General features: G+C 65.4%; 22 protein-coding genes. 9 read left to right on the top strand and 13 right to left on the bottom strand.

Annotated elements, in window-relative coordinates; genetic code table 11:
* Nucleotides 1-47 precede the first annotated feature (47 nt).
* Nucleotides 48-764 (top strand): enoyl-CoA hydratase/isomerase family protein, encoded by a 717-nt coding sequence (locus ACNQVK_RS14735; protein ID WP_044522398.1) that lies wholly within the window; start codon nucleotides 48-50, stop codon nucleotides 762-764.
* Nucleotides 765-789: 25 nt separating this feature from the next.
* On the opposite strand, the gene ACNQVK_RS14730 is transcribed toward ACNQVK_RS14735, so the two are convergent.
* Nucleotides 790-1,314, bottom strand: coding sequence for a VOC family protein (locus ACNQVK_RS14730; RefSeq protein WP_418030089.1), 525 nt, complete (start codon nucleotides 1,312-1,314; stop codon nucleotides 790-792).
* Nucleotides 1,315-1,402: 88 nt separating this feature from the next.
* Between ACNQVK_RS14730 and ACNQVK_RS14725 the strand changes: the two genes are divergently transcribed.
* Together ACNQVK_RS14725 and ACNQVK_RS14720 are read left to right on the top strand one after the other, a co-directional pair.
* The gene (locus ACNQVK_RS14725; protein WP_409542965.1) at nucleotides 1,403-1,846 is read left to right on the top strand and encodes a Zn-ribbon domain-containing OB-fold protein; all 444 of its coding nucleotides are present in this window, start codon (nucleotides 1,403-1,405) and stop codon (nucleotides 1,844-1,846) included.
* A 13-nt stretch (nucleotides 1,847-1,859) separates the two neighbouring features.
* Nucleotides 1,860-3,005: a thiolase family protein gene (locus ACNQVK_RS14720; RefSeq protein ID WP_409551530.1), complete on the top strand. Its 1,146-nt coding sequence runs from the start codon at nucleotides 1,860-1,862 to the stop codon at nucleotides 3,003-3,005.
* 80 nt (nucleotides 3,006-3,085) lie between these two features.
* On the opposite strand, the gene ACNQVK_RS14715 is transcribed toward ACNQVK_RS14720, so the two are convergent.
* A complete protein-coding gene (locus tag ACNQVK_RS14715; RefSeq protein WP_418030088.1) occupies nucleotides 3,086-3,691 on the bottom strand; it encodes a TetR/AcrR family transcriptional regulator in 606 nt (201 codons plus the stop codon).
* 188 nt (nucleotides 3,692-3,879) lie between these two features.
* On the opposite strand from ACNQVK_RS14715, the gene ACNQVK_RS14710 reads away from it, so the two are divergent.
* From ACNQVK_RS14710 to ACNQVK_RS14700, 3 genes are all read left to right on the top strand, one after another.
* The gene (locus ACNQVK_RS14710) at nucleotides 3,880-5,172 is read left to right on the top strand and encodes a cytochrome P450 (protein ID WP_418030087.1); all 1,293 of its coding nucleotides are present in this window, start codon (nucleotides 3,880-3,882) and stop codon (nucleotides 5,170-5,172) included.
* A 168-nt stretch (nucleotides 5,173-5,340) separates the two neighbouring features.
* Nucleotides 5,341-5,814 carry a hypothetical protein gene (locus tag ACNQVK_RS14705; protein ID WP_418030086.1) on the top strand — a complete coding sequence of 158 codons (474 nt, stop codon included), beginning with the start codon at nucleotides 5,341-5,343 and terminating at the stop codon, nucleotides 5,812-5,814.
* Nucleotides 5,815-5,829: 15 nt separating this feature from the next.
* Complete coding sequence (locus ACNQVK_RS14700) at nucleotides 5,830-6,264, top strand: hypothetical protein (protein WP_418030085.1); 435 nt, start codon at nucleotides 5,830-5,832, stop codon at nucleotides 6,262-6,264.
* A gap of 76 nt (nucleotides 6,265-6,340) precedes the next feature.
* Here the strand turns inward: ACNQVK_RS14700 and ACNQVK_RS14695 are convergent, their stop codons facing one another.
* Entirely contained in the window at nucleotides 6,341-6,712 is a 372-nt protein-coding gene (locus ACNQVK_RS14695; protein WP_418030084.1) for a hypothetical protein, read from the bottom strand.
* 213 nt (nucleotides 6,713-6,925) lie between these two features.
* Here ACNQVK_RS14695 and ACNQVK_RS14690 point away from each other — a divergent pair, with 213 nt between their 5' ends.
* Nucleotides 6,926-7,435, top strand: coding sequence for a hypothetical protein (locus tag ACNQVK_RS14690; RefSeq protein ID WP_418030083.1), 510 nt, complete (start codon nucleotides 6,926-6,928; stop codon nucleotides 7,433-7,435).
* A 73-nt stretch (nucleotides 7,436-7,508) separates the two neighbouring features.
* Here ACNQVK_RS14690 and ACNQVK_RS14685 read toward each other — a convergent pair whose 3' ends face one another.
* From ACNQVK_RS14685 to ACNQVK_RS14640, 10 genes are all read right to left on the bottom strand, one after another.
* Nucleotides 7,509-9,251: an MCE family protein gene (locus ACNQVK_RS14685; RefSeq protein ID WP_418030082.1), complete on the bottom strand. Its 1,743-nt coding sequence runs from the start codon at nucleotides 9,249-9,251 to the stop codon at nucleotides 7,509-7,511.
* Nucleotides 9,252-10,622: an MCE family protein gene (locus ACNQVK_RS14680; protein ID WP_418030081.1), complete on the bottom strand. Its 1,371-nt coding sequence runs from the start codon at nucleotides 10,620-10,622 to the stop codon at nucleotides 9,252-9,254.
* Nucleotides 10,619-12,082 (bottom strand): MCE family protein, encoded by a 1,464-nt coding sequence (locus ACNQVK_RS14675; protein ID WP_418030080.1) that lies wholly within the window; start codon nucleotides 12,080-12,082, stop codon nucleotides 10,619-10,621. The genes ACNQVK_RS14680 and ACNQVK_RS14675 overlap by 4 nt, the downstream gene beginning before the upstream one ends.
* Nucleotides 12,082-13,164, bottom strand: coding sequence for an MCE family protein (locus tag ACNQVK_RS14670; RefSeq protein ID WP_418034166.1), 1,083 nt, complete (start codon nucleotides 13,162-13,164; stop codon nucleotides 12,082-12,084). Before ACNQVK_RS14670 ends, ACNQVK_RS14675 begins: the two co-directional genes overlap by 1 nt.
* Nucleotides 13,164-14,189, bottom strand: coding sequence for an MCE family protein (locus ACNQVK_RS14665; RefSeq protein ID WP_418030079.1), 1,026 nt, complete (start codon nucleotides 14,187-14,189; stop codon nucleotides 13,164-13,166). Before ACNQVK_RS14665 ends, ACNQVK_RS14670 begins: the two co-directional genes overlap by 1 nt.
* On the bottom strand, nucleotides 14,186-15,463 hold the full coding sequence (locus ACNQVK_RS14660) for an MCE family protein (protein WP_418030078.1): 1,278 nt from the start codon (nucleotides 15,461-15,463) through the stop codon (nucleotides 14,186-14,188). Before ACNQVK_RS14660 ends, ACNQVK_RS14665 begins: the two co-directional genes overlap by 4 nt.
* 9 nt (nucleotides 15,464-15,472) lie before the next feature.
* Nucleotides 15,473-16,330 (bottom strand): MlaE family ABC transporter permease, encoded by an 858-nt coding sequence (locus ACNQVK_RS14655; RefSeq protein ID WP_418030077.1) that lies wholly within the window; start codon nucleotides 16,328-16,330, stop codon nucleotides 15,473-15,475.
* Between the two features lie 13 nt (nucleotides 16,331-16,343).
* Nucleotides 16,344-17,138, bottom strand: a complete 795-nt coding sequence (locus ACNQVK_RS14650) for an MlaE family ABC transporter permease (RefSeq protein WP_047037647.1) — start codon at nucleotides 17,136-17,138, stop codon at nucleotides 16,344-16,346.
* A 570-nt stretch (nucleotides 17,139-17,708) separates the two neighbouring features.
* Entirely contained in the window at nucleotides 17,709-18,917 is a 1,209-nt protein-coding gene (locus ACNQVK_RS14645; protein WP_418030076.1) for a CaiB/BaiF CoA transferase family protein, read from the bottom strand.
* Nucleotides 18,914-20,392 carry an aldehyde dehydrogenase family protein gene (locus ACNQVK_RS14640; RefSeq protein WP_418030075.1) on the bottom strand — a complete coding sequence of 493 codons (1,479 nt, stop codon included), beginning with the start codon at nucleotides 20,390-20,392 and terminating at the stop codon, nucleotides 18,914-18,916. Before ACNQVK_RS14640 ends, ACNQVK_RS14645 begins: the two co-directional genes overlap by 4 nt.
* Nucleotides 20,393-20,655: 263 nt before the next feature.
* Here ACNQVK_RS14640 and ACNQVK_RS14635 point away from each other — a divergent pair, with 263 nt between their 5' ends.
* Together ACNQVK_RS14635 and ACNQVK_RS14630 are read left to right on the top strand one after the other, a co-directional pair.
* Nucleotides 20,656-21,357, top strand: coding sequence for an SDR family NAD(P)-dependent oxidoreductase (locus ACNQVK_RS14635; protein WP_418030074.1), 702 nt, complete (start codon nucleotides 20,656-20,658; stop codon nucleotides 21,355-21,357).
* Nucleotides 21,358-21,402: 45 nt separating this feature from the next.
* Complete coding sequence (locus ACNQVK_RS14630) at nucleotides 21,403-22,278, top strand: mycofactocin-coupled SDR family oxidoreductase (RefSeq protein WP_090435247.1); 876 nt, start codon at nucleotides 21,403-21,405, stop codon at nucleotides 22,276-22,278.
* Nucleotides 22,279-22,305: the final 27 nt, after the last annotated feature.

Genomic DNA, 22,305 nt, shown 5'->3' with positions numbered 1-22,305 from the left:
TATTCTCATCAAACGAGAATGCCAATCCCGGAACTGGAGAACGTTTGATGGTCGACCTCGAAATCGACGGCGAACTGGCGGTCATCACGATCGACCGTCCGCAGGCGCGCAACGCCATCTCGCTGGACACCATGGATGCGCTGAACAAGGCCTTGGACGGCGCTGCAGGCGCGTCCGCCCTGGTGATCACCGGCGGCGGCGACCGCGCCTTCGTCTCCGGGGGCGACCTCAAGGAACTGGCAGCACTGCGCACCGAACTCGAGGCTTCCGAGATGGCTTGGCGGATGCGCACGATCTGCGACCGCATCGCGGGTTTCGACGGACCGGTCATCGCGGCGCTCAACGGCCATGCCCTGGGCGGCGGCGCCGAGGTCGCCGTGGCGGCAGACATCCGAATCGCCGCCGATGACATCAAGATCGGGTTCAACCAGGTGGCCCTGGCGATCATGCCCGCGTGGGGCGGGGCCGAACGGCTCGCCACCCTGGTCGGCCGCAGCCGGGCGCTGCTACTCGCCGGAACCGGTCGCATCCTCGGCGCGCGCGAGGCCGAGCAGGTCGGCCTGATCGACCAGGTCGTCCCCCGGGCCGAGTTCGCCGAGACCTGGCGGTCGACGGCGCAGCTTCTGGCCCGGCGTCAGGCCGGCGAGGTCAAGCGCGTGATCAACGGGGTTTCGACCACCGAGGCGGTCGCGGCCTTCGCCCGGCTGTGGTGCTCCGACGAGCACTGGGCCGCCGCGGACAAGGTGATGAACAAGGGCAAATGAGCCCACCGGCGCCGTTGGGCGGACGTCAGCCGCCCAACTCCCGGACCGGATCACCGCCGTCCCAGCCGGCGGCCTGCGCGCGCACATACGCGGCCATGCCGGCCGAGGCCTCGGTCAGCTCCATGATCTCGACGATCGAGGCACCCGTCGGCGGTTCGAAGTAGGCGAAACGCACTCCCTCCCCTTCTCCGCCCGACCACACCTGGGGCCAGCCCGCCTCGCCGAGCTTGGTCATCGCCGCATCGAAATCGTCTGCCCAGTAGGCAAGTTGGTGAAAGCCTCCCGCGCGGGAGCCGTCGAGGAACTCGGTGAAGATGCTGGGAGTGTCGTCGAGTTGCTGGATCAACTCGACCTGGAGGTCACCGCTGTTGGACAGCGCCAGGGACAGTTTCACCTCGCACGGCGCGCCGCGGTAGGTCACCCGCTGCGGCAGGTCGCGGATCACGAACCACGGGCCGACGCCCATCTTCAGCCAGCCCCCTATCGCCTCGTCCAGATCGGTGACCACATATCCGATCTGACGGACCTCCCCCGGTAGAACCTCGCTCACGCCGCCTCCATCCGTCCACACCGTCTCAACTGCACCAGCGAGCCTACCGAGAGTCGGTTCTCACTAGACGAGAATTGCATTTCCAGTTATCGTCAGCGACGTGTCAACTCAGAAGGCTCTGGCGCCCGAGATCTCGACGTGGCCCGACGCCGAACCCCAGCTGATCGGCAGCCGCTGCACCGACTGCACGGCCACCACGTTCCCCGCCCAGGCCCGCTGCCCCAAATGCTCCGGCGGCAACACCGAACAGGCCCTGCTGCCCCGACGCGGCACCGTCATCGCCTGGACCACCCAGGGCTTCCCACCCGGCGCCCCCTACAAAGGACCCACCGGGAAAGCCTTCGTCCCCTTCGGCGTCGGCCTGGTCGAACTCGCCGACGACACCGGCCCCGTCCTACGCGTCGAAGGCCGCCTCACCGAAAACGACCCGGCCAAACTGCAATTCGGCATGGACGTCGAACTCACCATGATCCCGTTCACCACCGACGAAGAGGGCAACGAAATTGTCACCTTCGCCTTCCAGCCCGTCTAGAGAGGCCTCGCACATGACCAATGACGTAGCGATCATCGGCGTCGGCCTGCACCCGTTCGGCCGATTCGACAAGACCGCGATGCAAATGGGTGCCGAGGCAATCCAATTCGCTCTCGAGGATGCGGGCCTGGAGTGGAAGGACATCCAGTTCGGGTTCGGCGGCAGCTATGAGGTGTCGAATCCCGACGCGGTCACCAGGCTGGTCGGGCTGACCGGCATCACGTTCACCAACGTGTTCAACGCATGTGCCACCGCCGCCAGTGCGATCCAGCAGACCGCCGACACGATCCGGCTGGGCAAGTACGACATCGGCATCGCGATCGGCCTGGACAAGCATCCACGCGGTGCGTTCACCGATGACCCGGCCAAACTCGCCCTGCCGCAGTGGTACGCGGAAAACGGCCAGTTCGTCACCACCAAGTTCTTCGGCATCAAGGCCAACCACTACATCCACAAGCACAACATCTCCGAGGAGACGCTGGCCCGGGTGGCCAACAAGAACTTCCGCAACGGCGAGAAGAACCCGAATGCGTTCCGCCGCAAGGAGATCTCCGTCGAGGAGATCATGGCCTCGCCGGTGCTGAACTACCCGCTGCGGCAGTACATGTTCTGCGCCCCCGACGAAGGCGCTGCCGCGGTGATCATGTGCCGTGCCGACATCGCCCACAAATACACCGACAAGCCGGTGTACGTGCGCGCCAGCGAGATCCGCACCCGCACCTACGGCGCCTACGAGGTGCACGGCACCTCCGCGCCGCTCGACGAGGATCCCTCACCGACGGTCTATGCGGCCAAGGCTGCCTACGAGGCCGCAGGCATCGGACCGGAAGACGTGGATATCGCCCAGCTGCAGGACACCGATGCCGGCGCCGAGGTCATCCACATGGCCGAGACCGGGCTGTGTGCCGACGGCGACCAGGAGAAGATGCTGATCGACGGCGCCACCGAGATCGGTGGATCGATCCCGGTCAACACCGACGGCGGCCTGATCGCCAACGGCGAGCCGATCGGCGCCTCGGGTCTGCGCCAGATGCACGAGCTGGTGCGCCAGCTGCGTGGCGAGGCCGGCGACCGGCAGGTACCGGGCAACCCGCGGGTCGGCCTGGCTCAGGTCTACGGCGCGCCTGGCACCGCTTCGGCCACCATCCTCTCGCTCTAGCTCCCTGGCGAGCAGACGTGAATGTCCCCCGTAGCCATTGGCTCGGGGGACGTTCGCGCGTGCTCGGGCAGCGACGAGCCTCAGGCAGGCAATTCCAGCGGCTGCGGCTCGCCCTCGAGGCGCCGCAGCCAGTCCTCGCAAAACTTCAGCACCTCGGCGTGCCCCGACGACATACCCAGCGCCTGCTCCATGACCATCACCCGCGACACACTGGCCGCCATGAAGGTCCAGACGATGGGCGGCACCTCGGATACGTCGATGCCGTAGCTGGCCAGCGCCGCCGTCATCGCCTTGGTCTGCTCGTCGCGGAACAGCTCGGCGTAGCGGGCGATCTCGGCCCGCAGCGCCTTGCGATGATTCGCCAGGCCCATGATCTCCATGGTCAGCCGCGTCGCGCTGGGATCGATGCCCAAGCGCCACAGCGCCCACAGCGGCTGCGGCGAGTTCAACGCCTCGGCCTGGATCACCAGGCCTTCCTCGGCCCTTCGCGCGAACACCGCCAGGAACAGGTCGTCCATGGTGCGGAAGTAGTAGTGCACCAGCTGGGGCTTGAGACCGGCCCGCTCGGCGACCCGGCGGGACGTGACCGCGACGTAGCCCTCCTCGATCATCAACGCCTCGGCAGCGTCGAGCAGCACGATCCGGTTCTTCGCGTCCGGCGCCCCGATCCTTCGCGCCGATGCCATCGATCCTCCTCACGACATGTTCCCGACAATGTATGGCTGATCGTAACTTTCGTGCAGCCAGGTGATCTTGACCACGACTCTAACGACATGCTAAGCAGGTGCTCAGCAATTTTCGAAAATTCTTCGCGCGGTGCAGCCCGCCGCGAAACCACCGCAGCGCACATCGAATTCGGGAGGCAGCGCACATCATGAGCGATTCCGGCACGACCAACTACGACACTGTCGACTACTTCACCGACCAATCGCTGGTTCCCGACCCGCACCCGTACTTCGATCATCTGCGCAGCAAGTGTCCCGTCGTGAAGGAACCGAATTACGGCGTCATGGCGATCACCGGGTTCGAGGAGGCCACCACGGTCCTCAAGGACACCGACACGTTCTCGTCCTGCATCGCGGTGGCCGGACCGTTCCCACCCCTGCCTTTCACCCCCAAGGGCGACGACATCACCGAGCAGATCGCCGCGCACCGCGCGCAGATGCCGATGTTCGAGCACATGGTCACGATGGACCCGCCCGACCACACGAACGCCCGTTCCCTGCTCAATCGGCTGCTCACACCGCGGCGGTTGAAGGAGAACGAGGACTTCATGTGGCGGCTCGCCGACCAGTGCCTCGACGATTTCATCGCCGGCGGCAAGTGTGAGTTCCTCAGCGCCTACGCAAAGCCCTTCTCCCTGCTGGTGATCGCCGACATGCTGGGCGTGCCGGAAGAAGACCACGAGGAGTTCCGCACGGTGCTCGGCGCCCCCCGGCCGGGGGCTCAGGTCGGATCCCTCGACGGCGACCTCGTTTCCAGCAACCCGTTGGAATGGCTCGACGAGAAGTTCAGCGCCTACCTCGAAGACCGGCGATCAGAACCCCGCGACGACGTTCTGACGGCGCTCGCCACGGCGAACTACCCGGACGGTTCCGTACCGCCCATCATCGAAGTCGTTCGGTCCGCGACGTTCCTCTTCGCCGCCGGCCAGGAGACCACCACCAAGCTGCTGTCAGCCTCGCTGCGGGTGCTCGGCGACCGTCCGGACATCCAGCAGGCCCTGCGCGACGACCGCAGCCGCATCCCTACCTTCGTGGAAGAGGCCCTGCGGATGGACGCCCCGGTCAAGAGCCAGTTCCGGCTGGCCAAGAAGGACACCAAGCTCGGCGACATCGAGGTCCCCGCCGGCACCACCATGATGGTGTGCCCGGGCGCGGTGAACCGCGACCCGGTCCGCTTCGAAGACCCGCACACCTTCAGCCTCGATCGCAAGAACGTCCGCGAGCACATCGCATTCGGCCGCGGTGTGCACAGCTGCCCGGGTGGCCCGCTGGCTCGCGTCGAGGGCCGTGTGTCGTTGGAACGGATCCTCGACCGCATGGCCGACATCGCTATCGACGAGGAGTTCCACGGCCCCGCCGACGATCGTCGTTACACCTATGAGCCGACCTTCATCCTGCGCGGGCTCACCGATCTGCACATCACGTTCAAGCCGGTGCGCTGACCCGATCGCCCGACAGACGAATCCGCGGATCTCGTCTCCGCCGTATTTGTTATTCTCCGATTGCGAGAATGACAATCTCGCTGGCGAAGACGAGATTCCGGTTTCGGCACGGTGAAGCCTGCTCTCGTTCTATAGTCAGCCGACCAGTGCCGAGCCGTGGAGGTGCCTGTGAAATCCAGCTTGATCCGTGTGGCGATGAGCGCCGCGCTCGGGTTGGGGACAGCGATCGCCTTGGCACCACCGTCGCAGGCCATGTATTTCGGCAATTACGCCCTGAACATCCCGGACCGCAGGGACTTCCACACTTGGTTGTGGTCGGCGATCACTCCCTGCCGCGACCCGGGGTCCGACGTCCGGCAGCACGACTGCATCACCATCCGCACGATCCCGCAACCGGTCGCCAAGGCGGTCCCCAACACCGGGAACGCGAGACTGGTCGACGGTCGCTACACCTTGACGATCGACGAGTTCTACGGCCTGCGGTGCGGGGACATCTACTACGGGCCGACCATCCCGACTCACGACGTCTACACGTGGGATGCGAACACGCTCGCGGGCGAGATGGTCTCCACCTTCGACGCCGGCTGCGATGGCGCTCCCGGTGGTGCCTTCACCTACCCGTTCACCCTGACGAGGATGTGATCGATGCACCACTCGATGAGCCGAGTCCTGACCATTGCGACGTCCGCCGCGCTGGCGGCCGGCGCGATCGCCAGCGCCGCACCGGCATTCGCCGACGATCCCGAGCCGGCCGGACCGCCACTGCACCACGTGCAGTACACCGTGACCGCAGACGCGCCGTACTGGGCTCACATCTACTACCGCGACAACGATCCCGCGCAGTTCTCGGACTACAGCCACAATCCGTACGAATTCAGCCCGCGAGCCGATGTGGACATCGCGCCGGACAAGCCATGGGTGTTCGACGCCATGCTGGCCGATCCGGACCTGTGGGCCATGGTGCTGGTGCAGAGCGGTGAGTCACCCAATCTTCCGACCCCCGGGTTCAAGTGCAAACTGGCGGTCGACGGTGTGGTGGTGAAGACCAACAGCGGCCCCAAGGGTGCGCTGTGTTCGATCCGGAACTGGTAGCCCCCACAACCGAAACATCAAAATGCTTGAGGGCGACGCGAACCGCGTCGCCCTCAAGCGTCTTCAGGCAATTGACTCAGGCGTCGCCGCGGAGCCAGCGCGTCTCGCCATTCATCGGCACGCAGCTCAGGAACAGCCCGTCCGGGGCCTGGGCCACCGAGTTCTGTTCGTTGATGCACAGGCTGTTCTCGTCGCGGATGCCCACCATGGGCGGGGACCGGAACCACCGCGGCTCGTAGCGCCGCGGCGAGCCGCAGAACACCAGCCGGCCCCACCCGTTGCGCGCGTCGACCCCGAACACGTAGTAGGAGGTGTTGTCGCACGGGGCACCGAGTACCGCGTTCGGGTTGATGCCCGGCGTGCAGAAAGCGTCATTACATGTCTGCGGTCCCGCGTTTGCCTGCGGAGCAGCCAGCATCCCGGCGACAATCATTGAAGCGGTCGCCATCACCGTCACACGCACGTTGCTACTTTCGCATAGCTGGAAATTAAACTCTCAGTTTTCGAGAATATTACTACGAACGGCCCGTCGCTGGTCCACAGGCCGTGACCCTCGTAGGTTGCCCTGGTCGAATCCATCATGGAGCAGGCCTTGATAGTGATATTCTCCGAAACTGAGAACATGGCTACCGCCTCGTCAGGTCGGCCAGAAGGAGCGTTCATGTCAGTCTCCCGGGTAAGTGCAGCCGCGGTGGCAATCGCCGCCGCAGCAGCCGTCAGCCTGAGCGGCGCCGCCCCCGCGGTCGCCGGCGAGCAGTGGGGTATCAACGGCACCTTTGCCACGTCGTCCAACGGCGAATGGGCCAAGATCAACGACCGCTACGAGAACCAACCCTCCACCCGTAGCACCTGGACCATCTCGACCCAGTGCATCTCCCCCACCGAATGCAGCGGCACGGTGAACAGCGACGCGGGCTGGAATGCACCCATCTACACGACGAACGGCCTCTGGTATGTCAAGCGGGTCGTACCCAACTGGCGCTTCTGCGCCGACGGCACCCCCGTCGAGGGCATGCAGATCTACAAGATCTACCCGGTGGGCTTCGACGGCCACGTGGACCTGGCCTCGACCGAATACACCGGCGAGGACGTGACCACCGGCCCCAGCGGCTCGTGTGGGCGCAATCAGTGGCCCGCCGTCCGGATGCCGTTCTACATGCGGCCCGCCTAGCCGCGAAAACCGAACACAGACAAAGGAACTGGCCCCGGGCTGTTGCCCGGGGCCAGTTCCTTTCTGAATCGCACTACGTCGGCATCAGGTCCTGCCACGACTTGGGTGCGGACACCAGATCTGTCTGCTTGTACAGGTTGCCGTCAGGACCCATGTACTCCCCGGTGCGCGGGTTGTACTTGGCGATCGCCACCGACGGCCCGTTTCGGGCACCGCCTTCGAAGGCGCTCGGCGCCACGCCCGGTTGTGCGGGCATGGGAAGCTCAGGCGCGTCCGGGAAAACCCCCTGCCCGTGCGGGACGGGCGGAATCTCGGTCGCCTGCGGCTGGTCCACCGCAGGCACGGGCACTGCGTTGGGATCTCCTGGCGGTGGCGGTGGCACGCCGGGCACGGGCGGCTCCAGGTACATCGGCTGCCCCGGCAGCATCGACCCCGGATTGGTCCCGGCGAAGTTAGGTGCCGGCTGCGGTTCCGGCGCTGCGCCAGGCGGCGGAGCGGTCACCCCCGGCGGCAGCGGTGTGCCCCCGAGCGGCCCGAAGATCTTCTCGTCCGGCAGGACTCGGGTGTCCGGTGGTACGCCCTGAGCGATCAGGTTGGGATCGATCGGGTACGGACCGAGTGCATGCTGACGCTGGGCGAGCGGCTGGAATCCCTTGGGATCGTTGCACAACTCGACCGTGGGAGCCCGCTTCCCTGGATGCCCCATGCACGGATAGTTGCGTGCACCGCGCACACCGATCGGGGAATCCTGTGGCAACTTGCAGTAGATGTTGTCCGGAGTGTCGATCACGGTGGTGTCAGCCGGAGAACGCCAGGCCGAGGGCGGCAGGAATCCGACCGTACACGTCGGCGGATCACCCAGGCCCAGCGAGAAGTCGGCCATCGGCAGACCGCTCGTATTGTTGGTCGGCGCGTAGGTCTGCAGCTGGGCGACATACGGCGGCAACAACACCAACAACTGCTCGATCGACGGGTTGTAGGTGACCGCGATCTGGCCGAACGTGGTCAGATTCGCCAGCAGGATCGGCAGGGTCGGCTTGATCTGCTCGAGCAGCTTGGTGGTCTCCTGGGCGAACCCCGGGCCGTTGCGCAGCAGCGAGCGCACCTCGGGATCGTTCTCGGCGACCTGCCCGGTGATGCCGGCCATGCTCGCCGCCCAGGTCCTGATCGAATCGGTGGTCTGGGCCTGCGCATCGAGGAAAGGCTTCGAGTCGTCGATCAACGCACGCGTCTGGTCGGAAACCGCATTGGAATCCCTGGTGATCGTCGAGGCCGAGTCGAGCAGCGAACCGAAGTCATAACCGGTGCCGTTGAACGCGTTGTAGGACTCGTCGAGCAGCTGGCTCAGCTTGTCCTTCGGAATCGTGTCCACCAGAGCACTGAGCTGATCGAGCATCGGACCGACCTGCTGCGGGATCTTGGTGTTCGACACCGCGATCACCGAGCCGTTGTCCAGGTAGGGCCCGGAATTGGTGCGCGGCAACAACTCGACGTACTGCTCGCCGACCGCCGACATGCTCCGGACCTCAGCTGCGAGGTCGGCGGGCACCTTCGGCGAGCGGTCCAGCGACAGCGTCGCCTCGGCACCCTTTTCGGTCAGCTCCACCGAGGTGACCTTGCCGATCTGGGACCCGCGATAGGTGACATTGCTGAACTGGTACAGGCCTCCGGTCGCCGGCAGTTCCATCTTCACGGTGATACGGCCGACGCCGAGCAGCGTCGGCAGCTGCATATAGGCGAACAGCATGACGGCCACGCCGACCACCGAAGCGACGGTGAACAGGATCAGCTGTGTCCGGATGAAGCGGGTGAGCATTTATCCGCCACCCCCTGTCGGTGGAGTAGGTACGGGGGGCGCCGGCGGCTGATCACTAGGGGCCGAACCGCTCTGAGGCGCATAGGGTCCCGCGAAGATCGACGTCGACCCACCGGATGGGGCCTCCGGCTGGGGCATCCCCCCGGGCATGGTCAGCGGCGCCGGTGGCACCACCGGGAGCACCGGGCCCGAATAGGTGGGAGCCGGGAGACCCGGTGGGGGCGGCGCGTCCGGAGCCGACGGGAAGGCGTCCGGCGGCGGCGGGTTGACCCCGGTCTTGAGCGGGTCATAGGTGTAGTTCAGGTATCCCGGATCACCTGGCACCGGAACATTCTGCGCGTCGCCCTGTTCCCAACGTGTCCCCATCATCAAACTGCGCTTGAGGTGCGGGATGGTCATGTCGAAGTACGCGAACAGGTTGTAGTAATCGCCGCGGATCACCCGGTCCATGAAGCTCTGAGTGAACGGGAAATGCGGGGCGTATTCGAGCACCGACGTCAGGTCCGGCCCGACGTTGGCCAGAGCCTTCAGCGCGGGCTCCAGGTTCTTCAGGTTCCTGACCAGATCAGCCTGCGACTCGTTGACGAACTGGTTGGCGGTGGCACTGAAGGTACCGAGCTTCTGAAGCGCGGTGGTGAATCTCGGCCGCTCCTTGATCAATACGTCGAGTGCCGGCGGAATCTTCTCCAGAGCGCGCGTGATCACATCGCGTTGCCCGGCGAAGGTCGAGGCCAGCTGATTCAGGCCCTGGATGGAGGCAACGATGTTGTCGCGCTGGGCATCCAGCGCTCCGACGAAGGTATCCAGTCGGGTGAGCAGGTCGCGAAAATCAGTTTCCCGGCCGTTGATCGCAGCACTGAAGTTGTGGATGATGTCGCCCATCTGGCCGAGGCCGCCGCCGTTCACCACCGCGGCCAGTGAGGACAGCGTCTGCTCGGTCGTCGGGTAAGTCGACGAGTTGTTGAGCGCAATCGTGGCTCCAGGAGCCAGTTTCCCGTCGGGGGCCTGACCGGCGGGCGGGTTGATGGCCAGATGCATCGAACCCAGGAGGCTGGTCTGGCCGACGCTGGCGACTACGTTGGCCGGCACCACGACGCCCGGCTTGACCGAGAACTCGACGTCGGCGTGCCAGTCCTTCACCGACAGGCTCCGCACGCTACCGACGACGACGTCATTCATCATCACCGGTGAATTCGGTTCGAGCGTCGCCACATTCGCGATCTCGACGTGGTACACGCTGGAATCCGCCCCACGGCCGACCGCCCCGGGGAGGGGCAGCGAGTTGACGCCCTGAAAGGCGCACCCACTGGTGGTCAACGCGACGCAGGATCCGACGGCGATCGCCAGTCGTGCCGGCTTTCCCCTGATCATGCTGGTGGCGTCCCTTCTGCTGGTGGCGGCGCGGCAGGCGCAGGCACTTCCGCGGCCAGCGGACCTGGCGCGGGCCCCGGCGGCGGACCCGGTTGTCCGCCAGTCGGATTGAGCATGTCCGACACCGTGTTCGGCATGTTGGGCGGGTAGAACTCGCCGCCTGGAAGCAGCTGCTGAGCCCCCGGCGGTGGCTCCCCGGGCCCCCTACCGGTGAACGGCGGTGGCGGCTCGGGCCCAGGGCTGTAGGCCGAGATCGCCGGCGGCGTCTCGGGCGGAGTGGGCGACCCACCGTCGCCACCGGGTGCCAGTCCCGGCTCGGAGTACTCGATCTGCTCGGGGCTGGCCGACGGCATCAGGTACGGCGAGATCGGGAACGGCAGGTAGTTGAAGTTGAGCAGCCGCAGCGCCGGCCCCAGATACTGCGAGCACAGTTTCGCGGTCTCGGGTGCGGTCGTGTTCTCGACGGCACCGATTGCGCCGCAGATGAACTCGACCGGGTTGGAGAAGTTGTTCATCACGAACTGACCCACGGCGCTACCCGTGTCCGGATTGTAGATGTTGTAGCCGTTCATGAACGCGTTCGGTGCGACGTGGAGCAGGTTCTCGATGTTCATCTTGTTGTCGACCAGGTTCTGGGTGACATTGGCCAGCCGCTGCACCTGCTCGGAGGTCTGATCACGGCTGCCCGCGACGAACCGCTGCACGTCGACCACGGCCACCGACAGGTTCGTCAGCGCCGCATCGAGGTCCGACCGGCTGCCGTCGACCACGCTGGTCAGGGTGGCCAGTCGATTCTGAAACTGCACCACCTGCTGATTGCTGTCTCGCAGCGCGGTGACGAAGGTCTGCAGGTTCTTGATGATGTCGACGATGTTGCCGCTGCCCTCGGCCAGCACTCGGGCAACGCCGGACAGCTGCGAAATCGTCTGACGCAGTTTGTCACCGTTACCGGCCATCGCGTCGGCCGTGCTGTTGATGAACCGGGACACCGACGTTCCGTCGACACCGCTCTTCGGTCCGAGATCGGTGGACAGCCGCATCAGCTGTTCCTTGACCTGGTCCCACTCCACCGGGACGGCGGTGTGGTCCAAACCGATCACCGCGTCATCAGGCAGTGTCGGCCCGCTCGACCGGTAGGCAGGCGCGAGCTGGACATAGCGCGCGGCCACCAGGTTCTGGGCCACGATCACGGCTTTCGCGTCCGCCGGGATCGGCACATCGTGGTCGATCTTGAGGGTCACCCGGGTTTGGGTGCCCTCGGGCTTGATCGACTCGATCGTTCCGACCTTGACGCCGGACACCCGGACATCGTCACCCGGGTACACGCCGGTGGCCGAGGTGAACAGCGCGGAGATGGTCTTCTGCCCGAAGAAGGTCTGGCGGAGCAGCACTGCCACTCCGACGACCAGCAGGGCGACCAGCGCCACCGCAAGCCACTTACCGAGACGACTGCGGTTCATCAGCGTGAACCTCCCGGAATTCCGTTGTAGGGCAAGGGCAATTCGGCCCGCGGGCCGGCATTGTCCGGTGGCTGTCCGGCATTCGTCCCACGCCGGAACCCAAATGCGTAGTCCATGAACGGCTGCAGCAACTGTGCGGGCTGCAGGTTCGGGACATAGGCGTTGTAGTACGCCCCGTTCGCCAGCGTTTCGGCCTGGGACAGCTGGAACTTGTTCAAGTTCGGCAACGCCTTGGTGATGTTGTCGCGATTGCGTTCCAGCATCGCGGTCACCGAGTTGAGCCGCTTGAGCGTCGGCGCCAACTGTGCCTCGTTGTCGGCGACCAGTCCGCTGAGTTGCTGCGACACCGCGGCAGTGTTGGCGAGCAGGTCGACGATGGCCTGGCGCCGGTCGTTGAGGACACCGAGCAGATCATTGGCGTTGAGGATCAACGTGTTCAGCTGATCGCTGCGCTGCGAGAGCACGACGGTCACATCGCTGGCGCTCTTCAGCAGGCCGGCCAGACTCTCGTTGCGGCCGTTGATCGATTTCGACAGCCGGCTCAGGCCGTCGAACGTCGGACCGAGCTTCGGGGCCACCTGGTCGATGGTCGCCGACAGGGTGTCCAGGGACTGGTTCAGCGACGCGGTGTCGGTACCCGCCGAATTCGTGGTCAGGTCGCTGACTGCATCGGTCAGCGAGTAGGGCGACGACGTGCGCGACGTGGGGATCACGTCCGTGGTGCGCAGCGTTCCGCTGCCGTCGGACTCCAGGGTCAGCACCCGCTCGCCCAGCAGCGAACCGGTGCGGATGTGCGCGGTGGTCAGCGACCCCAGCGGGTACTTGCCCTCGGTGGTGAACGTGACCAACGCGTCGCCGTTCTCCAGCGATACGTCGGTCACCGCACCGATCTTGATTCCGGACAGCGTCACGTCGTTGCCGGCGGCGATCCCGCCGGCCTCGCTGAACAGTGCCTGGTGGCGCACCGAGGAGGCCCACTGCTGCAGCCGTTCGGGCTGTAGCCCGACGGCGATGATGAGCATCATCAGCACGACGCCGATGAAACCTGCCTTGATCAGGTTTGATTCGCGGTATTTGAGCATCAGGGCTCCGCGCACCTCCCGCCTTCTTGTTTGATCATCGGGAAGTGCGCAGTGCGCCCCTGTAGATCGGTGACACGGATACCAAGTCCGCAGATGTAGTACATGATCCAGCTGCCGTAGGAACCCAGCCGAGCCAGTTTGCGGAAGTTGTCGGGGGCCTTCTGCAGACCCCGGTCCAGGACGATCTGGTGGTCATCGAGCAACGGCGCCAGCCGGTTCATCTGATCGACGGTGCCCTTGAGCGGCGGCCGTGCCTCGGTGAGAAGACTTGCGAGCGAGGCAGTTCCGTTGTCGAGCTGGGTCACCGCCGTGCCCAGCGGGTCACGGTCCTGCGACAGGCCGCTGATCAACTGCTCCAGCTTGTCGACGGTTCCGTCGAATTTCTTACCGTCCTTCGCCAGGGTTCCGACCACCGAATTCAGGTTGTCGATCAGCTGCTGGATGACCTGGTCGTTGTTGGCCAACGTATTCGAGAACGACGAGGTCTTGCTCAGCAGCGAGTCCAGGGTGTCGCCCTGCCCCTGGAAGATCTGGATGAGCGAGGAGGTCAGTGCATTGACGTCCTGGGGGTTGAGCCCCTGGATCACCGGACGCAGGCCACCGAGCAACAGATCGAGGTCCAGTGCACTCGCGGTCCGGTCCTTGGGAATCTGCGATCCGGCCGGCAGGAGCTTCGTCGAGCCGGGGCTGTCGATCAGTTCCAGATAGCGGTCCCCGACCAGGTTCAGGTAGCGCACCGCGACCTTGGTGCTGGTGGTCAGCGCAACACTGCGGTCGGTGTCGAAGTCGACCAGCACCGACTTGTCCGGTTGCAGCGAAACACTTTTCACGGTTCCCACCCGAACGCCGGCGACCCGCACCGAGTCTCCGGACTCCAGCCGTGATGCGTCACCGAAGACTGCCGAGTAACCCGAGTAGGAACCGCCGCGGTACTCCGAGAATGTCATGAACAGGAAGGCCGTGAGGACGGCCATCACCACCGCGAACGACGCGAACTTGATGAATGTGCTTCTGCCGCGTTTCATCCCGGTTGTCCGATCTGTGCGGTATTGCGTGGCGGGCCGTCCAGCGGGCCGAACAGGATCTGCTTGAGCCCGTCGGAGTTGAGCAGGATGCCCTGGTTGCCGTACTTGAACGGGTTGGCGTTCGTATCGGTGACGAGGTACTTGGCCTTGTTGCCGAATCCGATGTACGGCAAGCCCATGCAACGCGGGCCGCCCTTGGCCGCCACCTTGGGTAGGTTCTGCGGGTAGCGGTAGCGCTCGATACCGAGCGTGAAGGCCACGTTGACCACGACGCCGGGTTCCATCTGCGGAGGCTGGTGGTAGAGGTACAGCATGCCCTTGAGGCCGCACTCGATTCCGGGTGCGTACTCGTTGAGCAGATCGGTGGTGGGTGCCAACAGGTTCAGTGTGGTGCTCAGCGCCTGGCGGTTGCCGCCGATGACGTCGTTACCGGCGTCGGCCAGGCCGATCGAGCTGACCAGGAAGTTGTCGAGGTTCTGCTGCTCGGCCACGATGCTGTCACTGAGCCGGTTCGTGTTGTCGACGGTCTTGAGCAGGTCAGGTGCCGCGTCGCCGTAGGCCCGCGATACGGCAGCCATGCTCTCGATGTCGCCGGTCAGATTGGGCAGGCTGGGCTCGATCTTCTTCAGGACCGCATCGAAGTCGGACAGCGACTGCCCCATCGCTTCGCCGCGTCCGGAGAAGGCCGAGGACAGCGCCCCCAGGGTCTCGTTGAGCTTGGCCGGGTCGATCTTGTTCAACACGTTGGTGAGCTGTTGGAAGACCGTATTCATCTCGACGGTGACATGATCGCCCTGCAGCGTCTGGCCGGGCCGAAGCTTCTCGGGCGAGGGATTGTCCGGCGCGACGAGTTGGACGTACTTGGCGCCGAAGACGGTGGTGGAGGCGATGTCGGCCTGCACGTTGCCAGGGATCAGGCGCAGCTGTGACGGGTTCATCGCCAGGTGCAGCACGGCCTTGCCGTCGGCACGCTGCTCGATCGAGCTGACGGTGCCGACCTGCACGCCCCGCATCTTCACCTTGGCGTCCGGGTTCATCACCAGGCCGGCCCGGTCGGAGATCAGGGTGACGGGCTCGGTCTTGGTGAAGCTGCCTCGGAACAGCGCGACCGCCAGACCGAAGATCAGGCCGATGGCGACCACGGTCGCCAGACCGGCCAGTGGCCGCGCGGAGCCGCCCGCGCCGAAGCTGCGGCCGGGGCGCGCCGCCACCGGCGAAGCGCTACTTGTGGTTTCGGACCGGTGGGCTGGGCCCGGTCCAACGTTTCGTGTCAACTCTTCTCCCTATCCCGACAGGTTGAAGTTGCCGTTGGAGCCGTAGACCGACAGTGACACCAGCAGCGTCACCGAGACCACGACGATCAGCGAGGTACGTACGGCGTTGCCGACCGCGACACCGACCCCCGACGGTCCGCCGGAGGCGAAATAGCCGAAGTAGGTGTGGATCAGCAGGATGGTGATGGCCATCAGGACGGCCTGCAGAAACGACCACAACAGGTCGATCGGGTTGAGGAACGTCGTGAAGTAGTGGTCATACAGACCGCCGGACTGCCCGAGCAGCACCACGGTGGTGAACTGGGACGCCAGGAACGACAGGATCACCGCGATCGCGTACAGCGGGGTGATGGCGATCATCCCGGCCACGATGCGGGTGGACACCAGGTACTCGACCGGACGGATGGCCATGGCTTCCAGGGCGTCGATTTCCTCGTTGATCCGCATCGCCCCGAGTTGGGCGGTCACGCCGGCGCCGAAGGTGGCGGCCAGGCCGATCCCGGCCACCACGGGCGCGGCGATACGGACGTTGATGAAGGCTGCCAGGAATCCGGTCAGCGCCTCGATGCCGATGTTGCCCAGCGACGAGTAGCCCTGGATGGCCAGCACACCACCGGTGGCCAGGGTCAAGAAGCCGACGATCACCACGGTGCCGCCGATCATGGCCAAGGTGCCTGCGCCCATCGAGATCTCGGCGATCAGCCGGACCAGTTCCTTGCGGTAGTGCATGGCCGCGTGCGGGGTGCCCGCCAGTGCCTTCAGATAGAACAGCGTGTGATCGCCGATCCGGCTCAGCGTCGAGACCGGCTTGTTGAACTGCTGGGTGACCCGCGGATAGGTCGACCGCAGGATCGTCATCGTTCCCATTGCGTCCCCTGCCTCAGTGCGCCGTCATGCGGATACCGATGGCCGTGACGACCACATTGATGACGAACAGGGCCATGAAGGCGTACACCACGGTCTCGTTCACCGCGTTACCCACTGCCTTGGCTCCGCCGCCGCTGATGGTCAGCCCGCGGTAGCAGGCCACGAGCCCGGCGATCAACCCGAAGAGCGCGGCCTTGACGCAGGAGATGATCACCTCGGGCACCCCGGTCAGCAGCGTGATGCCGGCCGCGAACGCACCCGGGTTCACGTCCTGGATGAACACGGAGAACACATAGCCGCCCAAGATGCCGATGATCACCACCAGACTGTTCAGCAGCAACGCGACCAGTCCTGAGGCCAGCATCCGCGGGGTCACCAGGCGCTGGATCGGGTTGATGCCCAGCACTTCCATCGCGTCGATCTCTTCGCGGATCGTGCGCGATCCCAGATCCGCGCACATCGCGGTCGCCCCGGCCCCGGCCACGATCAGCACCGTCACCATCGGACCCAGCTGGGTCACCGCGCCGAACGCCGCACCCGCACCCGACAGGTCGGCCGCACCCAACTCCCGGAGCAGGATGTTCAACGTGAACGAGACCAGAACCGTGAACGGGATCGCCACCAGCAACGTCGGGGCCATCGACACCCGCGCCACGAACCAGCACTGCTCCAGGAACTCCCGCCCCTGAAACGGCCGCTTGAAAATGAACCGGATCGCATCCAACGACATCGCGAACAACGCCCCGACGGCCTGCATAGGACCCGACAGGTTGCGTAGCGATACTCCGGTCGACCACTTATCCGCCATGCGTACTCCTGTCCCGGCTGACGGCTGCGGACACCGCAGTCGGTGCGCCGATGTTAGGTGCTGCACCGCGCCGGTGCTCGATTAGCTCCACTACGTACGGTGCGGCCTTCGGCCCCAACGGGCTCATGCCGCAACCCCTGACCCAGAACAAGCCAACCGGCCGGTCGGGTGCCCGAGCTTTACCGAATCCAACTGGGATGCAACGTCATTCATTCGCACATCGATTCGATCACCGAATGGGCCGACCATGAGCGGCAATTGCGGAGTGCGCTGGGACATCTGACGCACCTCCTGCTTTCGCTGGGTTCTCTTCGCTTCACCGGACCTACCGGTGACGCCGGACAGACTTGCCCCACGACCGCCCCCCGACCGCATGATGCTATCGGACGGGGTATCTGTCGCGAGGGCAAATAACTCAGAACTTGCTCGGGTAGTTGACAATTGGGGCCGGACGCTCGGCAGCCCCCCGCGCAGTTGCACGAGACTGCCGGTCTCGTCGCGGGGCGCGATGGCAGCCGCCCGCGACAGACAGGTTCCGATGGTGGCGTTGAAGGGCATTGCGACGGTGGCCTAGGTGACGGCGCCGGCGGTCTTGAGTTCGATGATGCGATCCCAGTCCAGGCCGAGTTCGCCCAGGATGTCGTCGGTCTGTTCGGCGAACCCCGGCGCAGGCCCGGTGCTCGGTGCCGTGACGTCGAATTGCACTGGGTTGGCCACCAACTCGAGTTCGCCGGCCTGCACGAGGTACTCGTTGGCCCGGATCTGGGCGTCCTGTGCCGCCTGCAGGGTGTCCTGCACCGGAGCCCACGGACCGGCCAGCGTGGTGAATCGCTCGCTCCACTCTGGCAAAGTCCGCTTTTTCATCGCCTCGGTGAGGATCTCGACCGCATCCGGTGTGTTTTCGGCGAACGATTCGGCAGTCGCGAACCTCGGGTCGTCGATGTAGCCCTCCAGGTCCATGTGCCGGCAGACGTCGGCCCAGAACTTGGTCGGCTGCATCATCACGAACGAGATGTAGCGGTCGTCCGCGGTGCCGTACAACCCGACGAGCGGGTTGATCGGCGACCCGTGCACACCAGGTGGCGGCGTCACCATCAGCTGGTTCAAGTGCTGGGTGAGCGCCACGGTGTGGCCCATCGACCACAGGCCGCTCCCCAGGAGCGATACGTCCACCACCGACGGCTCACCGGTGCGCTCCCGCTTGAACAACGCCGCGGCGATGCCGCCGGCCAGGTTGGTACCGGAGATGGTGTCGCCGTAGGCGGGCCCGGGTGGGGCGATCATGCCCTCCATCCCGGCCGGCGTGATCGTCGCGGCGGTGCCGGCCCGGCACCAGAACGCGGTCATGTCGTAGCCGCCCTTGACCGACTCCTCGCCGCGGGGGCCGAGAGCGCTACCGCGGGCGTAGATGATCTTCGGGTTCACCGCGCGGATGTCGTCGACGTCGATACCGAACTTCTGCCGGTGCCCGGGCAGGAAGCTGGTGAGGAACACATCGGCCTTTTTCGCCAGTTCGAGCAGGATCTCGCGCCCTTCGGGCACCGACATGTCCAGCCCGATGCTGCGCTTGCCACGGTTGGCGTGCTCGATGTTCGGGTTGGGATCACCCTCGACGCGCAGGGGCCCGGTCTGACGCAGCCCGCGTTGAGGGTCGCCGGTGACTGCGTGCTCGACCTTGATGACGTCGGCACCCCACTCCCCCAGCACGGCTCCGGCCGAAGGGACGAACCCGTACATCGCGACCTCGAGGACGCGGACTCCGTGCAACGGGCCGGTCATGAGAGCACCCGGGCGAAGGTCTTGGATTCCATGAACTCCTCGAGTCCCGCGGTGCCCATCTCCCGGCCGATGCCGGACTGCTTATACCCGCCGAACGGACTGTCGGGGCTGAAGTAATTGCCGCCGTTGATAGAGAAGGTGCCCGTCCGGATCCGCCGGGCCACGCCCAGGGCGCGGTCCTCGCTGCCGAACACCGCTCCGGACAGCCCGTAGATGGAGTTGTTGGCGATGCGCACCGCGTCGTCGTCATCTTCGTAGGCGATGACGGCCAGCACCGGCCCGAAGACCTCCTCCTGGGCGATCTCGCTGTCGGGATCGACATCGGCCAGCAGCGTCGGGGTGTAGAAGAAGCCGGGGTCGACCTTCTCGCCGCCGGTGACCAGGGTCGCGCCGGCCTCGACGGCACGCTTGACCATGCCGTCGACCTTGTCGCGCTGCTTCTCGCTGATCAGCGGCCCCATGTACGTCTTGGGATCGGTCGGATCGCCGTACCGCACGAGTCCGAAGTTGTTCTTGATCAGCTCGACGATCTCGTCCTTGTGCTTCGCGGGCACCAGCAGCCTCGAGGTCAGAGCGCAGCCCTGACCGGCGTGGGTGACCATGCTGAAGGCCGAGAACAGTGCGGCGGTGTTGAAGTCGGCGTCGTCGAGGACGATCGCGGCCGACTTGCCGCCGAGTTCCAGGAACACCTTCTTCAAGGTCTCGCTGGCCGCGGCCATAATGCGCCGGCCGGTGGGCGTGGAACCGGTGAAGGTGACCATGTCGACGTCGGGACTCGTGGTGAGCACCGCGCCCACCTCGGGGTCGGCGCCCGACAGCACGTTCACGACGCCGGCCGGAATGTCGGTGTGGTTCGCGATCAGCTCGCCGAGCGCGAGCGTGACCAACGGGGTGTCCGGAGCGGACTTGAGCACCACGGTGCAGCCGGCGGCGAGCGCCGGAGCGAGCTTGGCCAGGGCCAGCTGGTTCGGATAGTTGTAGGCGATGATCGCGGCCACCACGCCGCCCGCTTCCTTCTCCACCCACCGGTGGTGCTGCATGCCGCGGCTCTCGATGTTTCCGAGATCTTCGGTCAGCGGGTAGGTCTTGAGCAGCTCGGCGTAGTACCGCACGATGTCGATCGGACCGTCCAGCTGCGCACCGGCGCACAGCGCCGCGGTCGCGCCCACCTCGGTGGTGGTCAGGGCGGCCAGCTCGTCACGATGCCCGGTCAGGGCCTGGTGCAGTTGCTCCAGGCAATGGATCCGCAGCTCGGTGTTGGTGGACCAGTCGGTGTTGTCGAATGCCTGCCTCGCCGCGGCGACCGCAGCCTCGGCATCGGCGACCGTGGCGTCCGGCGCATAGCCGAACACCTCGCCGGTAGCTGGATTGACGGAAGGAAACGTCCGCGGCGTCTCGCGCAGCTCTCCACCGATCAACAACTTCCGGTCAGCCCGCTGTTCTTGCGCGATGGTCGGCGCTTCCTGCTGCATCATCCTCCTCAGGCGATTCCCTACTGTGATGGAAACTGCATTCTCATCACCGGCGAATCATACATTCGCTCGATGAGAACTCAAGTGAAAGCTAGATCAGCTAGTCATGCCCTGTTCGCTGCGGATCCGCCATCCGCGCAGGCGGCGCGCTGGTTGCACTCAGATCTTGCGGTGCACACCGCTCCGAGAGTACGGTTCTCATAATCGGAAGGATGATTCTTGACCCCTGAGAAAGTCCGGCTTCGCCCGGCGGCCGGAGAACTGTCATGAAGAATGCCGTTGTCACCGGAGGAGGTTCGGGTATCGGGGCGGCCATTGTCGCCCGGTTGCGCGCCGACGGCCTCAACGTCGCGATACTCGACCTGCAGCCATCGGATGACGACTTCGCGCATGTCGCGGACGTGACCGACCGCGCAGCTGTCGACACCGCACTCAATGCGGTTCGGGCTCAACTCGGCCCGATCTCGGTACTGGTCAACGCCGCCGGCCTGGACTGCTTCAAGCGCTTCAGCGATGTCTCGTTCGAGAAGTGGCAGCAGATCATCGACGTCAACCTCAATGGCGTATTCCACTGCATCCAGGCAGCGCTGCCCGACATGCTCGAGGCCGGCTGGGGTCGCATCGTCAACATCTCGTCGTCGAGCACGCATTCGGGCCAGCCCTTCATGTCGCCCTATGTCGCGGCGAAGTCCGCGGTGAACGGCCTGACGAAGAGCCTGGCGCTGGAACTGGGTCCCAACGGCATCACGGTCAATGCCGTGCCGCCGGGCTTCATCGACACGCCCATGCTGCGCAAGGCCGAAGGCAAGGGCTTCCTCGGAGACACCGACCGGCAGATCGAGCAGACCCCGGTGCGGCGCATGGGCAAGCCGGAAGACATCGCCGCCGCCTGTGCCTTCTTCGTCTCCGAAGAGGCGGGCTACATCACCGGCCAGATCCTCGGCGTCAACGGCGGCCGTAACACCTGACGCGCACGCGGCGCACCCGAAACATCATCAGCGAAAGGAACAAACGTGGGAAACAGCGCAGAAGGCCGGGTTGCCGGGAAAGTCGCATTCATCACCGGTGCGGCCCGTGGCCAGGGCCGCAGCCATGCAATCCGGCTGGCCGAAGAGGGCGCCGACATCATCGCGGTCGACATCTGTAAGAACTACGACACCGTCGGCTACCCGATGGCGACGGCAGAAGACCTCGAAGAGACCAAGAACTACGTCGAGAAGACCGGTCGGCGCATCGTCACCGCGCAGGCCGACGTCCGCAACGAGGCCGAACTGCGAAGCGCGCTGGAATCGGGACTCGCGGAATTCGGCAAGCTCGACATCGTCGTGGCGCAGGCCGGCATCGCCGCGATGAAGGGCCAGCCCGCGATGCAGGCCTGGACCGACGGCATCAACACCAACTTCGTGGGCACCATCAACGCCATCCAGGTCGCGCTGCCGCACCTCAAGGAGGGCGCATCGATCATCGCGACCGCATCGGCCGCCGCGCTGATGGACGCCCACAACAAGCCCAACCCCGGCGCCGATCCCGGCGGCATGGGCTACATGATCTCCAAGCGCCTCATCTCCGAGTACGTGCACGCACTCGCCACCGAGCTGGCGGTGCGCGGCATCCGCGCCAACGTCATCCACCCCACCAACTGCAACACCAACATGTTGCAGAGCGAGCCGATGTACCGCTCGTTCCGGCCGGATCTGGAGAACCCGACCCGCGCCGACGCCGAGCCGGTGTTCGGTGTGCAGCAGGCCATGAAGGTCAACTTCATCGAGCCCGAGGACATCAGCAACGCGGTGCTGTGGCTGGCTTCCGAGGAGTCACGCTTCGTCACCGGCATGCAGCTGCGGGTCGATGCCGGCGGCTACCTCAAGTGGTACGACTACCACGTGTGATGCGGTGCCCATTGATTCGAAAGGAGT

This window comes from Mycobacterium sp. 134 (assembly GCF_048282715.1).
Classification (GTDB): domain Bacteria; phylum Actinomycetota; class Actinomycetes; order Mycobacteriales; family Mycobacteriaceae; genus Mycobacterium; species Mycobacterium septicum.
Note: the sequence above shows the minus strand (reverse complement) of the source record. Positions and strands in the feature narration are given on the sequence as shown.

Excerpts from the sequence above, each read along its gene's own strand:
- ACNQVK_RS14720 (WP_409551530.1), top strand. The coding sequence starts at position 1,860 with ATGACCAATGACGTAGCGATCATCGGCGTCGGCCTGCACCCGTTCGGC.
- ACNQVK_RS14645 (WP_418030076.1), bottom strand. The coding sequence starts at position 18,917 with ATGACCGGCCCGTTGCACGGAGTCCGCGTCCTCGAGGTCGCGATGTAC.
- ACNQVK_RS14695 (WP_418030084.1), bottom strand. The coding sequence starts at position 6,712 with ATGGCGACCGCTTCAATGATTGTCGCCGGGATGCTGGCTGCTCCGCAG.
- ACNQVK_RS14635 (WP_418030074.1), top strand. The coding sequence starts at position 20,656 with ATGAAGAATGCCGTTGTCACCGGAGGAGGTTCGGGTATCGGGGCGGCC.
- ACNQVK_RS14710 (WP_418030087.1), top strand. The coding sequence starts at position 3,880 with ATGAGCGATTCCGGCACGACCAACTACGACACTGTCGACTACTTCACC.
- ACNQVK_RS14655 (WP_418030077.1), bottom strand. The coding sequence starts at position 16,330 with ATGGGAACGATGACGATCCTGCGGTCGACCTATCCGCGGGTCACCCAG.
- ACNQVK_RS14670 (WP_418034166.1), bottom strand. The coding sequence starts at position 13,164 with ATGCTCAAATACCGCGAATCAAACCTGATCAAGGCAGGTTTCATCGGC.
- ACNQVK_RS14640 (WP_418030075.1), bottom strand. The coding sequence starts at position 20,392 with ATGATGCAGCAGGAAGCGCCGACCATCGCGCAAGAACAGCGGGCTGAC.
- ACNQVK_RS14685 (WP_418030082.1), bottom strand. The coding sequence starts at position 9,251 with ATGCTCACCCGCTTCATCCGGACACAGCTGATCCTGTTCACCGTCGCT.
- ACNQVK_RS14715 (WP_418030088.1), bottom strand. The coding sequence starts at position 3,691 with ATGGCATCGGCGCGAAGGATCGGGGCGCCGGACGCGAAGAACCGGATC.
- ACNQVK_RS14650 (WP_047037647.1), bottom strand. The coding sequence starts at position 17,138 with ATGGCGGATAAGTGGTCGACCGGAGTATCGCTACGCAACCTGTCGGGT.
- ACNQVK_RS14675 (WP_418030080.1), bottom strand. The coding sequence starts at position 12,082 with ATGAACCGCAGTCGTCTCGGTAAGTGGCTTGCGGTGGCGCTGGTCGCC.
- ACNQVK_RS14665 (WP_418030079.1), bottom strand. The coding sequence starts at position 14,189 with ATGAAACGCGGCAGAAGCACATTCATCAAGTTCGCGTCGTTCGCGGTG.
- ACNQVK_RS14700 (WP_418030085.1), top strand. The coding sequence starts at position 5,830 with ATGAGCCGAGTCCTGACCATTGCGACGTCCGCCGCGCTGGCGGCCGGC.
- ACNQVK_RS14680 (WP_418030081.1), bottom strand. The coding sequence starts at position 10,622 with ATGATCAGGGGAAAGCCGGCACGACTGGCGATCGCCGTCGGATCCTGC.
- ACNQVK_RS14735 (WP_044522398.1), top strand. The coding sequence starts at position 48 with ATGGTCGACCTCGAAATCGACGGCGAACTGGCGGTCATCACGATCGAC.
- ACNQVK_RS14690 (WP_418030083.1), top strand. The coding sequence starts at position 6,926 with ATGTCAGTCTCCCGGGTAAGTGCAGCCGCGGTGGCAATCGCCGCCGCA.